Raw genomic sequence first — 16286 nt, forward strand, 5'->3', positions numbered from 1 at the left:
ATTGAGGTAAAATTATGCAAGAGATGTCTCAGACAGATTTAAAAGAAATACAGGCTGTAACATTAACTATGTCCAAATATTTTGTGCAATTTTGTCAAGAAAATAATTTATTATGTTATTTCTGTGGCGGTGGTTGTATTGGTGCTGTACGCAGTCAAGGATTTATTCCGTGGGATGATGATTTGGATTTTTTTATGCCACGACCAGACTATGAAAAATTAAAAAAGCTATGGCCACAGAAAGCAGACATAAATAGATATCCATTATTAGTTGCTTCTAAAACATATAATGATCATAATTCATTTATAACTATTAGGGATACTGCCACTACTTTTATTAAACCCTATCAAGAGGATTTAGATATCCCTCATGGTTTACCAATTGATATTTTTCCGTTAGATGGTGCGCCAGAAGGGAAATTGCGAAGAAAAATCCAAAAGTTTTGGGCACTGATTTATGCGTTATTTTGTTCGCAAGTTGTTCCAGAAAAACATGGTGGTCTGATGGCTACAGGAAGCAAGGTTTTATTAGGGATTTTTTCTTCAAGCAAAATTCGCTATCATATTTGGCGCTTCGCTGAAAAAAGAATGACCAAGTATTCCTTTGGTTCAACTCCTTATGTCACAGAATTGTGTGTCGGACCACGCTACATGGGCAATATTTATCATTTAGAAGATTTTAAATCTGCTATTTTTGTTCCATTTGAAGATACAAAAATGCCAATACCAGTGGGCTACAAGCGCTACTTAACACAGGTTTTTGGGGATTATATGCAATTGCCACCAGAGGAAGATCGTCAACCTCATCATGAAGCGCTAATTGTTGATACTAAAAAATCGTATACAGAATATCTTTAAAAACTTCAATTATTTATACTGAGGCTGAACGTTATCTATAAATAGCGTTCAGCATTTTGTTTTAAAAAAATAAATAACATAATCAATGTAATAAAAAGATAAAGTTTAGAAATAAAATAGTAAAAAAAAGTTAGCAAGATTTTCTTGACGTAAGCTAAAATTTATTAGAAAATTATTTGAAACTAGTGCTCATTCTAATCAGTTTTGAGAAATTTCAATTTGAAAAGTAAAAAATTGTTGGTTTCAAGTAAAATTTACATACTATAATTAAATGAGGATTAATTGTAAACAATACGCAAAAAGAAGGGTTAAATAAATAATGAAGAGAATAAATAAAATATCTGTTATTACAATGCTAATGTTGACAGCATTGGTTCCTAGTTCATCAATAGTGTATGCAATCGATGCATCAAGTAGTGAAAGTGCAGAAGAAGTAATTTCTACGGATACAGCAGAAACACTAAATTCTACGTCATCTAGCGGGGAAACTTCGACAGAAAGTTCTTCTAGCACCTCATCTTCAGTTCCTTCGGAAACAAAAAATAGTTTGGGCACGAGTGATGCTAAAGACACTTGGCAATCAAAAGATGCTGAAGAAACTTCGGAAACGACTAGTTCTTCAGAAGCTAATAAGAAAGATGAAGACGAAATCGTAATAACAGAGGATATGAACAAACCTATGGGATCAGGAATGAAAGGAACGAGAAGAAAAAGAGCCGCATATGCCTATGGTGATCCTATTAGCATAACAGAGGCAAATCGTCCGCCTAAAAACTTTATCGATGTATCTTCTTGGAATGGTAGTTTAAGTGTAGCAAATTATCAAACTATGAAAAGTTATGGGATAGGCGGAGTGGTCGTTAAAATGACCGAAGCGACAACTTATCAAAATCCAGAAAGATTTGCACAAGTTCAAAATGCAAATGCAGTGGGAATAAAAGTATCTGCCTATCACTATAGTCACTTTACAACAAAAGATCAGGCAATAAAAGAAGCAAACTACTTTGCCGATACAGCAATTAATACTGGATTACCAAAAGATACTTTAATGATTAATGATGCAGAAGAAGGTAGCATGAATAATGGACAATTGACAGCTAATTCAATTGCTTTTGCTAATCAATTAAAAGCAAGAGGCTTTACGAATGTATTACATTATTCAATGGCAGCCTGGTTTACAGAAGGAGTTTTATCGCCTACACAACTAGGGACTGAAAATATTTGGATTGCTCAGTATCCTTTTGAACCGACTGCAGATCAGTTATGGCACAAAAATGAAGGTTATGCGGCATGGCAATGGTCTTCTTTATTAACGATTCCAGGTGTTGATATCGGAGTAGGTGTGTTTGATATTAATGCTGATTACACTGGACGATTTACATCTAGTGGTGGAAAACAGTATGATGATTTAATTAGCCAAAAAAACTACGATTATAACGCAAAAGTAAAAGTAGCGAGTGAAGCAAAAAAACATGATGTATACAATGGAATTTACAATGTCGGTCCAGGAGTTTCTAGTATGGGCAAAGGGGACATATACGCAGGGCAAGCCGCCCATATTACAGGGTATGCGAAGACTAGCCGTGCAGAATTTTTGCGATTTGCGATTGGAGGCAAAACAATTGGCTGGATGAATAAGCAGGCGTTTACCCCTACTCTCAATACAGCGACTTACACGAAAATGAACAAACAAGGCATTATCGCAGACGCATCAATTTCTAATGGACATGGGGTCTTCAGTAAAGCGAACAATACTGCCGAAGATGGCGAGAACTTGGGACGTGCTTCTCAATATGCCAACCAAGTCGTAACCATTATCCAGTCTGCAAAATTATCTAATGGTCTGACCGCATACCAATTTCAATTGAATGGCAAAACAATCGGCTGGGTAGATAGTCGGGCATTTGGAACAATCTTTGATGATTTAATTAGCCAAAAAAACTACGATTATAACGCAAAAGTAAAAGTAGCGAGTGAAGCAAAAAAACATGATGTATACAATGGAATTTACAATGTCGGTCCAGGAGTTTCTAGTATGGGCAAAGGGGACATATACGCAGGTCAAGCTGCCCATATTACAGGGTATGCGAAGACTAGCCGTGCAGAATTTTTGCGATTTGCGATTGGAGGCAAAACAATTGGCTGGATGAATAAGCAGGCGTTTACCCCTACTCTCAATACAGCGACTTACACGAAAATGAACAAACAAGGCATTATCGCAGACGCGTCAATTTCTAATGGACATGGGGTCTTTAGTAAAGCGAACAATACTGCCGAAGATGGCGAGAACTTGGGACGTGCTTCTCAATATGCCAACCAAGTCGTAACCATTATCCAGTCTGCAAAATTATCTAATGGTCTGACCGCATACCAATTTCAATTGAATGGCAAAACAATCGGCTGGGTAGATAGTCGGGCATTTGGAACAATCTTTGATGATTTAATTAGCCAAAAAAACTACGATTATAACGCAAAAGTAAAAGTAGCGAGTGAAGCAAAAAAACATGATGTATACAATGGAATTTACAATGTCGGTCCAGGAGTTTCTAGTATGGGCAAAGGGGACATATACGCAGGTCAATCCGCCCATATTACAGGGTATGTGAAGACTAGCCGTGCAGAATTTTTGCGATTTGCGATTGGAGGCAAAACAATTGGCTGGATGAATAAGCAGGCGTTTACCCCTACTCTCAATACAGCGACTTACACGAAAATGAACAAACAAGGCATTATCGCAGACGCATCAATTTCTAATGGACATGGGGTCTTCAGTAAAGCGAACAATACTGCCGAAGATGGCGAGAACTTGGGACGTGCTTCTCAATATGCCAACCAAGTCGTAACCATTATCCAGTCTGCAAAATTATCTAATGGTCTGACCGCATACCAATTTCAATTGAATGGCAAAACAATCGGCTGGGTAGATAGTCGGGCATTTGGAACAATCTTTGATGATTTAATTAGTCAAAAAAACTACGATTATAACGCAAAAGTAAAAGTAGCGAGTGAAGCAAAAAAACATGATGTATACAACGGAATTTACAATGTCGGTCCAGGAGTTTCTAGTATGGGCAAAGGAGACATATACGCAGGTCAAGCCGCCCATATTACAGGGTATGCGAAGACTAGCCGTGCAGAATTTTTGCGATTTGCGATTGGAGGCAAAACAATTGGCTGGATGAATAAGCAGGCGTTTACTCCTACTCTCAATACAGCGACTTACACGAAAATGAACAAACAAGGCATTATCGCAGACGCATCAATTTCTAATGGACATGGGGTCTTTAGTAAAGCGAACAATACTGCCGAAGATGGCGAGAACTTAGGACGTGCTTCTCAATATGCCAACCAAGTCGTAACCATTATCCAGTCTGCAAAATTATCTAATGGTCTGACCGCATACCAATTTCAATTGAATGGCAAAACAATCGGCTGGGTAGATAGTCGGGCATTTGGAACAATCTTTGATGATTTAATTAGCCAAAAAAACTACGATTACAATGCAAAAGTAAAAGTAGCGAGTGAAGCAAAAAAACATGATGTATACAACGGAATTTACAATGTCGGTCCAGGAGTTTCTAGTATGGGCAAAGGAGACATATACGCAGGTCAAGCCGCCCATATTACAGGGTATGCGAAGACTAGCCGTGCAGAGTTTTTGCGATTTGCGATTGGAGGCAAAACAATTGGCTGGATGAATAAGCAGGCGTTTACCCCTACTCTCAATACAGCGACTTACACGAAAATGAACAAACAAGGCATTATCGCAGACGCGTCAATTTCTAATGGACATGGGGTCTTTAGTAAAGCGAACAATACTGCCGAAGATGGCGAGAACTTGGGACGTGCTTCTCAATATGCCAACCAAGTCGTAACCATTATCCAGTCTGCAAAATTATCTAGTGGTCTGACTTCATACCAATTTCAATTGAATGGCAAAACAATCGGCTGGGTAGATAGTCGAGCATTAAAAAAATAATAGTGAAAATACTTATTGAATCACACACAGAAAGAGCCTGGGACAAAAATCACTTCAGATTTTTGTCCCAGGCTTAAAAATTGATAAACGGCGGAAACAGAAGCAACACTACGCGTTGCATTGTTCTCAACAACTTCTATGGTGTTTTCTCGACATACGTCTCGTCACAGTCCGGCCGTCAAAAGAGCTAAAGCGCTAAAAGTTGCAATGTTTCACTGTGAAGCATGAACAGATGAAATCATCGTACACTACACTTCGTTTCGATCTCTTCAATTTCTAAGTCTTAAAGGACTAAGAGATTGAAGAATTCGGTGAAGGTCCTTCTTATTCTTCTAAAGAATTTTGGAAAGGGAAGTACGCCATAGTCGCAAATTTAAGGATTACTCTGTTGAAATTCATGCAAGAGAGTAGGTTTTAATGGCAGATTTCCCTAACAAAGTGAAACTATTAGAGCGAAAATGGGAACATAGATTAAAAAATTTATTTAGCGACTATCTCATACGTTGGTTCCTCATCAAAAAGCAATAATAGGTACTATTGAATTCCTTTATTTTGAAAATATTTCAAAGAAAGTTATTATCTAAAAATTTAATTCATATTAGTTGTGGACTTGCATAACAATTGGAATTATACGACTAGTTTAAAACATAAAGTCAATGAATCAAGGAGTATTCTTATCGTCGTATCTTTTATTTCAACTAAGGTAGGGTTTGTTAAAGAATGTATTATGGACAGGCTCTTAAAGAAAATACTATTTTTGAAAGTTAACAATAATTGAAGAAGATCATTGGGAGCTACATTTATTAGTATAACGATCATCGAAGTAAAGAAACACTTGGTTTGGCAATTCCTATCAATTTTTGTCAAGAACAACAATTAAAAATAAAGTGGAAAATACACTTAATAAAAAGTCAAACTTTCCGAAACCTGTCCAGATTTATATTCATCAATGAGTTTTTTCTTAATCAAATATTTACAGTTCGATTAAGGTCTACGATAAATTATTGAAACTTACTGTTAGTTATGAGAAAATGTAAAAGATTGAATGCAGTTTTGGCTGTGTTGATGAATATATAAGTTAAACAAAATTGAAATAAAACTAGTTGTTGACTAGTTAGAGAAAGGATTTTGTATCAAATGATTACAGCTTTAATTATTGCCGGTGGGGTCGGTAAACGAATGGGGCAGGAGATTCCTAAACAATTTATTATGGTAGAGGAAAAACCGATAATTATCTACACATTGGAATCTTTTCAAAAGCATCCACTCATTGATCGAATCTTAGTTGTGTGTAAAAAAGGTTGGGAACAAACACTAGATGCCTATGCAAAAGAGTACCATATTGACAAATTACAATGGATTATTCCAGGAGGAAATTCTGGTCAAGAATCAATTAACAATGGGGTTAATTTCTTAAAAGAACATTCAACCCCTGAAGATACTATTGTTATCCATGATGGGATTCGTCCATTAGTTGATGAATTAGTTTTATCTGATGTAATTGTTAAGTGTCAAGAATACGGCAATGCAGTGACTTCGTTGCCATATAATGAACAAATTTTTGTAAAAGAAACCGAGGAAACAACTCGACAATATATTAATCGTGAAACATTACGTCGCGTGTCAACGCCACAAGCCTATAAATTTGAAAAATTAACTTGGGCTTACGAAAAAGCATTCCGTGAGAATATTGGTATTTCTGAATCGTCATATACAAATACTATGATGGTGGATTTAGGCGAAACATTGTATTTTGCTTTAGGCTCAGATAAAAACATTAAGTTAACCACACAAGATGACTTACAGTTATTTAAAGGCTTCTTGAAAATGAAAGAAGAGTAGTGGAGGGATACCATGTTATTTACAGACGATAATTATTTATCAGACGTTGAACGAGTTTTAGAGAAGACACCAGATTGGACGAAAGTAACTAATAAATCTGTTTTTATAACTGGTGCTTCAGGCATGATTGGGACCTTTTTAATTGATGTGCTTATGTACCAAAATAAAACGAGAAATGCGAATATTTCGATCTGGGCGATGGGACGAACATTGTCGCGTTTAGAAGAGCGATTTACTAGTTATCTAGAAGATCCGTTATTCCATATAGTTATCGGAGATGTCACAGAAGAAATTCAGATAGCAGAAGCTTGTGACTATGTGTTGCATTGTGCTAGTAATACACATCCTAAATCATATGCCAGTGATCCAATTGGAACGATTATGACCAATATTGCTGGTACGCAGCATATTTTAGATTATGCGGTTAAAGCGAATAGTGAAAAAGTGTTATTTTTATCAACTGTTGAAATCTATGGAGAAAATCGTGGAGATCTTGATAAATTTACAGAAGACTATTGCGGTTATATTGACTGTAACACGCTACGGGCCGGTTATCCTGAAGGAAAACGAGCAAGTGAATCATTATGTCAAGCCTATATTCAAAAATATGGTATTGATGTTGTTATTCCAAGAATTAGTCGTACGTTTGGACCTACGATGTTACTTTCGGATAGTAAAGCTTCTTCTCAATTTATTATGAATGCAGTCCATAAAGAAAACATTGTGCTAAAAAGTGCAGGGACCCAACTATACTCTTATGCATACGTTGCAGATATTGTATCTGCTCTTCTGTTCTTATTAGTTAAAGGGCAAAAAGGGGAAGCTTACAATGTTTCAAACGAACATTGCGATATTACGTTACGCACTTTTGCAGAAACATTAGCCAATGTAGCTGGAACAAAAGTGATTCATGGGGAAGCCACCGCCCAAGAAAAACAAGGGTTTTCTAAAGCAACAAAAGCATTACTAGACAATCAAAAAATTTACGCGTTAGGTTGGCGGCCACTGTACGACAGTATGGAAGAACCATTAAAACATACAATTAAAATTTTAGAAGGTAGCGGAAATTGATATGCCCAAAATTAGTATTATTGTTCCTGTATACAATGTAGAAAAATATTTAGAAAAATGTGTACGCTCTATTTTAGCTCAAACGTTTACTGACTTTGAATTAATTCTGGTGGACGATGGCTCCCCAGACAGTTCTGGAGCAATGTGTGATCAGTTTGCTGAACAAGATCAACGGGTAAAAGTTATCCATAAAGAAAATGGTGGGCTAAGCGATGCTCGCAATGCTGGAATTGAGATAGCGACAGGTGAGTATTTAGGTTTCGTCGATAGTGATGATTACATTGCGGATGATATGTATGAATTATTATATACAAATATCGTAAAAGAAGATGCCGATTTATCAATCTGTGGTATTTATGATGTCTATGAGGGGAAAGAGCCTGTAGAAAAACAACAGCAATATATAGTATTAGATAAAGTAGCGGCAATGAAAATAATTTTAGAAGCTAAAGTTGTATCTGTTCATGCTGTGAATAAGTTATATAAAAAAGAAATTTTTGAAGATATCCGATACCCTGTAGGCATGATTACAGAAGACGGCGCAGTTATTTTATCTATCCTAGAGCATACAGAGAAAATTGTTATTGATACGCAACAAAAATATTATTATTTTCACCGTGCCAATAGTATTTCAAGCAATCTTTTTTCTAAGAAAGATTTAGATACAATCAATGTTTGGAAAGAAAATGAAAAATATATCTTAGACCGGTATCCTGAATTATCTAATGTTGTTCATACACGTGTATGTTGGGCAAATTTTATAGTATTAGATAAAATGATGAATAGTAAGTTAAATAATGAAGAAAAAAAAGTTCAAAAAGAAATTGTTACTTTTTTACGAAAAAATTTTAAATTTATAATGAAAAATCAATATTTTACTATGCCTAGAAAAGTCGGAGCAATCGCACTTCAAATCGGAGTACCATATTATAAGATGATTGCTATATTGGAAGAAAAACATAGGAAAACAAAAAATGAATAAATTAGGAGTAGTATTATGTGGGTAAATAACTTTTTGGAAAAAACGAAATTACCGTTTTTAATAATTTTTGAATTTATGCTTTTATTAAGAACAATTAGTCTTTATAGCTTGTTACCAAGTAAGGTAGATACTCTGGTGTTTGGGTTGATATCAATTTGGGCGATGGTTTATATTCTAAATCAGATGTTTTTTATTCTAAAAAATAAAAGATTTAAACAATTTGATCCGATGTTAGTCATTTTTATAGTCATGCTTTTTTTTGTAACACTCATTCATTACCAAACGTATTTTATAGCTAACCTAAAATTAGTTATATGGCAAGCTATTTTTTTATTAGTTATTTATCAAATTGGTAAAGAACAAGATAAAAAAACATTTAAAGTATTAGAAAAAATTCTTTTAATAGTTTGGGGATTTTTAGTAGTTATTGCTATTTACATGTTTTTTATACAGTATTCATATACAGCGCCTTTGGATAAAATTTATAATGGCCTAAGAATTGGCTTTTTTGAAAATCGTTTATATGGGGTATTTGCCGACCCTAACTTTGCGGCTACCATTTCTGTTGTTTCAATAATTTTATCGGTGTCATTACTTTTTCAAACTACTTTGAAAAAGTGGAAATGGTTATTGATAATGAATATTTTGATACAATGGATATATATAACTTTATCTGGATCAAGGACGGCTTTTGTAGAGCTAATGGTAATTATTTTTGTGGGTTCGTTTTTTGTAGTGTATCAAAAAACGACTGAAAAAAAATTAGGTTTACAACTTTTATATTCTATTATTACAAGTATTGGTATGGTCTTTTTTGCCTATATAGCAACGAAGCTAATTGAAAGAGGTATGTTAGCTATTTTAGATTTGTTGAATAACGTAGAATACAAATCTACAACGAACGTTTCAAAAAAACGACCAGATGTTTCTTTGGATAGACCAGACGTAGAAAACAAGACAGATATTTCTAATAATCGTTTTGGACTTTGGAAAAGTTCGTTTGAGATATTTCAGTCAAATATCTGGTTTGGTACCTCTCCTAGAAATTTGGTAACATATGCCCAACAATATTTACCTAATACTTTGATTGCGGTTAAACAACAAACTTCGCATAATTTTTTCTTTTATACCTTAGCGACAACGGGACTGGCAGGGACTATTCCGTTAATTCTGTTTTTAATTAATAAAATCCTAACAACATTGCAAGTTTTATTTTCAAAAAAAATCAATATTTTTAATGATAATTTTTTGCGAAATGTCTTAATTGTACTGACTATTTTAGTTTCGGCAATGTTTCTAACAGAATTAATTTTAGTTAATAAAATTGGTACCTTTTTATTTTGGCTATATTTAGGTTCTGTCTCTAGTCAATTAGTAAAAAACAATAATAAATTCTTATTTTGGAGATAAAAATGAAACCATTAACGATTAAAGAAATACAAGAAACGAGCACAGAAATATTAGTATATATTGATAATATATGTCGTCAAAATAATATTGAATATTCTATTTACTACGGTAGTTTAATTGGTGTTGAAAGGCACCAAGGATACATCCCTTGGGATGATGACTTGGATATTGTCTTAACGAGACCTAATTATGATCGTCTAATTAATATATTATCTAAAGATAAAAATTATCTATTATTGAGCTTGGAAACAAGAAAGAACTATCGCTATACGTTTGCAAAATTAGTTGATACTAGAACATGTGTTAAATCGAAGCAATTTTATAATAGTGAGGACCCAGAATTAGGTGTGTTTGTCGATATTTTTCCGATTGATGGTTTTCCAACCACATCTTCTGAACGTTTAGATTTTGGTCGTCAATGCGAGTCGTATAGAGAAAATATGTTAGCTACCTTAAATAATTCTTATGCCATTTCTAAATCTCGATGGAAAGCATACTTAAAACGAGTACTTCTATATCCAAGGTACCGAAAATTACTTAAACAGGGAGATTATGATTTTTGGAAACGTAAATTTATGGATAAAGTAACTACTTATCCGATTGAATCAGCTATTGAATGTGGTTATATTGAATTTATCAATGAAGAATGGGGTGTTTTTCCAAAAGAATGGTTTGATCATTATGAAGATGTGTTATTTGCTGGCAATAAAGTTCGAGCAATCAAAGACAGAAAACTATTTTTATCATTACGTTATGGAAATTATATGGAATTACCACCTATGTCTGAACAAGTGACGCATCATCCGTATACTTTTTATTGGAAATAAAGTAAAAAAGGCAGGAAAAATAATGGATTATACTCGCATGATGATTATTACTTTAGATGAAAAATCAGTTCTGTTTTCAACTGATGCGCAAAAATTAGGTGTACATGTAGAAAAATATTTTTCTAAACGTCCTTTTGTTGTTAAATTATTAAATCAATTAGATAAAAGAATAGACACTACATTTGCAAGATTTTTTTATGGAGAGTGGAAAAAGAATCTTTCTGAAATAGACTTTATTTTGTTGAACTCTCATTACTTTTCACGACCGTTAATTAAATATTTAAATCGTAAATATCCGCATATCAGGATTGCTATATGGTATAGTAATCCTGTTGAAAAAGATACACCGATTTCTTATTACGCTGATTTAAACTGTGAGCTTTGGTCCTTTGATATAGGTGATTGTGAAAAATACCAAATGCATTTTAATAACCAATTTATAGACGAGACAAAGGTTGTTGCTAGTCAGGCAGATCCAAAGTATCAATCTGATGTTTGTTTTATTGGTGTAGATAAACAGCGTCTCTCTTATTTATTAGAGTTAGAAGCGTACTTTGTAGAGTGTAATTTGAATCCTTTTATCTATGTAGTAGATTCTTCGAAAAATTCTTATTCAAACTATGATTATAAGAAGCCTATCCCTTATAGTGAACTCATTAAGTATGAAGCAAATACATCGGCTATTCTAGATGTTGTACAGGAAAATCAACATGGAATATCATTAAGACCTTTAGAGGCATTATTTCTTAATAAAAAGTTAATTACGAATAATCGTACAGTTTTAAACATGGATTTCTATGAAAAAGAAAATGTGTTTTTACTAAATGGACAAAATATGTCTGAGATATTAACGTTTTTAAAGGTACCCATGAAACCAGTTTCTGAAACTGTTAAAGAGAAGTATTCATTCAAAGGTTGGTTAAATAACTTTTTTATCTAAAGTACGAAAAATGAAAATCTTTGATGAATATTTTAGATTTAAACTTATAAAAGAATAAGAGGTACACTACATGAATGAGAAAGCTAAATCAGTTGTAAAAAATCTATACTATACAGTCGCTGCTAATTTCGCTACCCTTGGGATATCCGTTTTATTAAACTTATTTGTTCCAAAATTGTTGGGGGTTAGGGAATATAGTTATTGGCAATTATATGTTTTCTATGCTTCCTATGTTGGTTTTTTTCACTTAGGCTGGATTGATGGTATCTATTTAAAAATTGGGGGAGAAGAATACGAAAATTTAGATAAAAGAAATCTCGGTTCTCAATTCTGGTATTTAGCGATTTTTGAATGTTGTATTTCTGCTTTTGTCATTCTTTGGGCTTACTTTTTCATGCCGAAAGAATATCAAGGGATTATTTTGATATTGACGGCCATTGTTTCAGTAATTACAATTGCAAAAACGTTTATTCTGTATGTTTTTCAGTCAACAAATCGTATTAAGGAATATGCTCAATTATCCAGAAATGATCGCTATTTATATGTCCTGTTCATTGCAATTTACTTTGCATTAGGAGGACGAGATTTTTATTGGCTAATCATTATGGATATACTTTCTAAACTGATTATTACGGTTTGGGGAATGTTTAGAGTTAAAGACATGTTGCGTGTGAACATGATGAGTTTGAAGGAAGTTACTCCTGAAATAGTTGATAATATTAACATAGGTAGTAAACTAATGCTCAGTAGTATAGCAAGTATGCTAATAATGGGAACCATTCGCTTTTTTGTTCAACAGCGTTGGACTATCGAAACCTTTGGTAAATTGTCCTTTACTTTAAGTTTATCAAATATGTTTTTAACTTTTATTAATGCTGTTGGAATTGTAATGTTTCCGTTGTTAAGACGGACAAATAAAGAGCGATTGCCGTCTTTATTTGTCACATTAAGAGGCGTTTTTGTTCCGTTGACGTATGCAATTCTACTGTTATATGTACCTGTCAAATTTGTTTTAGGTATGTGGCTACCTGAATATAGCGAAAGTTTGAAATTTATGGGAATTCTATTTCCTATAGTTATTTATGAGGGTAGGATGTCCTTGCTAATTAACACGTATTTAAAAACGTTGAGAAAAGAAAAAACAATTTTATTTGTTAACGTATTGACCCTTGCCTTGTCGTTAATCCTATCGCTGTTTGTGATTTTCGTTGTTGGGAACTTGAATTTAACTGTTGGGTTGATATTAGTAAGTTTAGCATTTCGTTGTAATTTAGCGGAAATTTTTCTATGTAAAGATATGAACGTTAAAATAGGTAATAGCACTGTATTGGAAACGTTGGTTACATTATTGTTTATCTTTAGTAATCTTTGGTTTGGCGGTAGTATTTATAGTTTCATTTCTTATGGAATTGTGTACATTATCTATTTCTTATTCATTCATAAGAGTTTTGTAAATAACGCAAAGAATTTAAAATATTTAGTAAAAGGTTGAGAAAATTATTTTCTCTCCTTTTTTATTAAAAAACAAACTGTAGTCTTTGACATCTAAAAATGGTAAAATTAATGTATTATTTTAATTGGAGTGGGAAACTTGAGTAACTTTTTAATCACAGGCGGTGCCGGCTTTATCGGCTCAACCTTAGCAAATTATTATAGTAAAGACAATCAAGTTGTGGTCATTGATGATTTATCAATGGGCCAAACTGAAAATTTAAACACATCTGAAAATATCACGTTCATTGAAGGTAGCGTGATTGATCAACAATTAATGGAAAAAGTACTGCAAGAGTATCAGTTCGATTACATTTTTCACTTAGCAGCGATTGCTAGTGTAGCAGATTCAGTAGCACGTCCAGTGGAAACACACCAAGTGAATTTTGAGAGTGTGTTACAATTACTGGAATTAATTCGGAAATACCAGAAAGATTTAAAACGTTTGGTGTTTGCTTCTTCTGCAGCGGTTTATGGTGATGAGCCAACTTTACCAAAACAGGAAGAATCAGTAATTCGTCCATTAACGCCTTATGCAGTGGATAAATTTGCTTCTGAAAAATATGTGTTAAACTATTGTCATTTATATGATGTTCCAACAAGCGCTGTTCGCTTCTTTAACGTTTATGGGCCAAACCAAAATCCTAATTCGCCTTATTCTGGCGTTATTTCGATTGTGATGGACTCTTACAAACGCTTATTAGCCAATCAAGAAGTGACATTCAATATCTTTGGCGATGGAAAACAATCCCGTGATTTTGTCTTTGTTGAGGACGTGGTTCAAGCGTTGAATCTTGTCGCTCATTCTGACCAATCACTTGGGGAAGTGTATAATGTCGGAACAGGGAAAGCAACCGATTTAAATGAGTTAATTTCTTCTTTAAATGATATTATGAAAGTCACTTTGCCAGTTGAATACAAAGAAGCACGAGCTGGGGACATCAAAGATTCCTTAGCGGATATATCTAAATTACGTGCCATTGGTTATAAACCGAAATATAGTATTCAATCTGGTTTGGATAAATATGTTAAGTATGAACTAAAAGATTAAGAGAATAAAAAGACGGATTTGAGACTAAATTGTTTATAAGACTTAGAGAGTGGGACATCATCAGTCGCTTTGATTGATGTCTTGCTCTTTCTTTTCTTTTTCCCATATTTGAACCCACCTCACTCCAATGGTACAATAAACAAGATTGGAGTGAGAGCATGACAGATATTATTGCACATCGAGGAAGTAAAGGCACCCATCCTGAAAATACGTGTATTGCTTTCAGAGAGGCTGTTCGTGTTGGTGCTGAAGGAATTGAATTAGACGTTCACCTATCTAAAGATGGTTATTTAATCGTTATGCATGATGAAACGGTAGATCGTACGACAGATGGTCATGGTGAAATCCAACAGTTAACATTAAACGAATTAAAACAACTGGATGCTGGAAGCTGGTTTCAGAAAAATCCTTCTGTTCAATGTGTTCCAACATTGGAAGATGTTTTAAAATGTCTTGAAGAAGAACAATTCAATGGTTTTTTGAATATTGAACTTAAAACGGACATTATCCATTATGAAGGAATTGAGAAAAAAGTCGTCCAACAAATGAAGCAAAAAAACTGGCCGTTTCGTTATTTATATTCCAGTTTTTATTTCCCAAGTTTAGTTAAATTAAAAAAAGCTGATCCTAAGACAGAAATGGCCTTTATTTACGAATCTGCAGAGGATTTAAGTCAAGCGGGACCGGCATTCGCGCTTGTCGATAGTTTACATCCAAAAATGTCTTGGGTGTTGGCTCATGAAAAAGAACTTATCACAATTGGTAAACCGCTGCGGCCGTGGACTGTTAATCGGATGGAAGAAATGGAAAATTGTTTTCAGCTAAAATTGGCGGGTGTTCATACGGATTTTCCTGAAGAAGCAAAATTTGCTCGTCAAAATTGGCAAGAAGAAGGAGAAACATAATTGGAGAAAGTATTAGTTATTGTAGGACCCACCGCGGTGGGGAAAACAGCATTAAGTATTGCTTTAGCAAAAAAATTTAATGGTGAAATTATTAGCGGTGACTCCATGCAAGTTTATCGCTCGTTAGACATTGGCACCGCTAAAGTCACAGAAACAGAAAAAGAAGGGATTCCTCACTATTTAATTGATTGCCGTGAAGTCAGCGAAACATATTCTGCTGCTGATTTTCAGAGAGAGGGTCGTCAAAAAATCAAAGAAATTACTGAAAAAGGGAAACTACCAATTATCGTTGGAGGAACAGGTTTGTATATTCAATCACTCCTTTATGATTTTCAACTAGGAAGTCGTGAGATAGATGACTCGCCTGAAATTAGAGAAACGTACAATTTATTTGCGGAAGAAAAAGGGAACCAAGCTTTATGGCAGTTATTACAACAAAAGGATCCTCTAGCGGCTAACAGCATTCATTTTAATAATCGCAAAAAAGTCATTCGTGCGTTAGAGGTCTTTGATAAAACAGGTTATAGTATTTTGACCCCGAAGGAAAAACCAGCTCGTCTCTATGATTATTATTTGTTAGGTTTGGAAACAGATCGCGCTTTATTATATGAGCGTATTAATCAGCGGGTGGATCAAATGATGACAGAAGGGCTGGTGGAAGAAGCAAAACAGATGTTTCAGCAACCACATGCACAAGCAGCTCAAGGTATTGGCTATAAAGAATTTTTCCCGTATTTTTCCGGTGAACAATCATTAGAGATGGCGGTTGAAACAGTCAAACAGCAATCGCGGCGATATGCCAAACGTCAATTGACTTGGTTTAGAAATCGAATGGCTGCGCATTGGTGGGATTTGGTTCAGCAGCCAACAGATTTGCCCAAGTTGGAAAAAGAAGTAGCGCAATGGCTACAACAGAAGGAGAGTGAGTAGG

At 34.4% G+C, this 16286-nt stretch carries 12 protein-coding genes; all 12 read left to right on the plus strand.

Translation table 11 applies throughout. The features are described from left to right. The first annotated feature begins 14 nt into the window (after nucleotides 1–14). The gene (locus tag IGI97_RS05395) at nucleotides 15–857 is read left to right on the plus strand and encodes a LicD family protein (protein ID WP_002400614.1); all 843 of its coding nucleotides are present in this window, start codon (nucleotides 15–17) and stop codon (nucleotides 855–857) included. Nucleotides 858–1176: 319 nt separating this feature from the next. Further along, on the plus strand, nucleotides 1177–4836 hold the full coding sequence (locus IGI97_RS05400) for a GW dipeptide domain-containing protein (protein ID WP_438738129.1): 3660 nt from the start codon (nucleotides 1177–1179) through the stop codon (nucleotides 4834–4836). Nucleotides 4837–5973: 1137 nt separating this feature from the next. Continuing rightward, nucleotides 5974–6678, plus strand: a complete 705-nt coding sequence (locus IGI97_RS05405) for an IspD/TarI family cytidylyltransferase (RefSeq protein WP_438738131.1) — start codon at nucleotides 5974–5976, stop codon at nucleotides 6676–6678. Nucleotides 6679–6690: 12 nt separating this feature from the next. Further along, a complete protein-coding gene (locus IGI97_RS05410; protein ID WP_002378507.1) occupies nucleotides 6691–7749 on the plus strand; it encodes an NAD-dependent epimerase/dehydratase family protein in 1059 nt (352 codons plus the stop codon). A gap of 1 nt (nucleotide 7750) precedes the next feature. Continuing rightward, nucleotides 7751–8731 carry a glycosyltransferase family 2 protein gene (locus IGI97_RS05415; protein ID WP_438738133.1) on the plus strand — a complete coding sequence of 327 codons (981 nt, stop codon included), beginning with the start codon at nucleotides 7751–7753 and terminating at the stop codon, nucleotides 8729–8731. 15 nt (nucleotides 8732–8746) lie between these two features. Beyond that, nucleotides 8747–10141 carry an O-antigen ligase family protein gene (locus tag IGI97_RS05420; RefSeq protein WP_252654409.1) on the plus strand — a complete coding sequence of 465 codons (1395 nt, stop codon included), beginning with the start codon at nucleotides 8747–8749 and terminating at the stop codon, nucleotides 10139–10141. 2 nt (nucleotides 10142–10143) lie between these two features. Beyond that, complete coding sequence (locus IGI97_RS05425; RefSeq protein ID WP_280946876.1) at nucleotides 10144–10968, plus strand: LicD family protein; 825 nt, start codon at nucleotides 10144–10146, stop codon at nucleotides 10966–10968. A 22-nt stretch (nucleotides 10969–10990) separates the two neighbouring features. After that, nucleotides 10991–11908, plus strand: coding sequence for a lipopolysaccharide biosynthesis protein (locus tag IGI97_RS05430; RefSeq protein WP_438738136.1), 918 nt, complete (start codon nucleotides 10991–10993; stop codon nucleotides 11906–11908). A 70-nt stretch (nucleotides 11909–11978) separates the two neighbouring features. Then, on the plus strand, nucleotides 11979–13400 hold the full coding sequence (locus tag IGI97_RS05435) for a lipopolysaccharide biosynthesis protein (protein ID WP_002401292.1): 1422 nt from the start codon (nucleotides 11979–11981) through the stop codon (nucleotides 13398–13400). A 90-nt stretch (nucleotides 13401–13490) separates the two neighbouring features. Further along, nucleotides 13491–14450, plus strand: a complete 960-nt coding sequence (locus IGI97_RS05440) for a GDP-mannose 4,6-dehydratase (RefSeq protein WP_438738139.1) — start codon at nucleotides 13491–13493, stop codon at nucleotides 14448–14450. 158 nt (nucleotides 14451–14608) lie between these two features. Then, nucleotides 14609–15355 carry a glycerophosphodiester phosphodiesterase gene (locus tag IGI97_RS05445; RefSeq protein ID WP_438738141.1) on the plus strand — a complete coding sequence of 249 codons (747 nt, stop codon included), beginning with the start codon at nucleotides 14609–14611 and terminating at the stop codon, nucleotides 15353–15355. Then, nucleotides 15356–16285 (plus strand): tRNA (adenosine(37)-N6)-dimethylallyltransferase MiaA, encoded by a 930-nt coding sequence (gene miaA / locus IGI97_RS05450; RefSeq protein ID WP_002372075.1) that lies wholly within the window; start codon nucleotides 15356–15358, stop codon nucleotides 16283–16285. Nucleotide 16286: the final 1 nt, after the last annotated feature.

It is taken from the genome of Enterococcus sp. DIV2419, assembly GCF_051711865.1.
In the GTDB taxonomy this organism is placed as follows: domain Bacteria; phylum Bacillota; class Bacilli; order Lactobacillales; family Enterococcaceae; genus Enterococcus; species Enterococcus faecalis.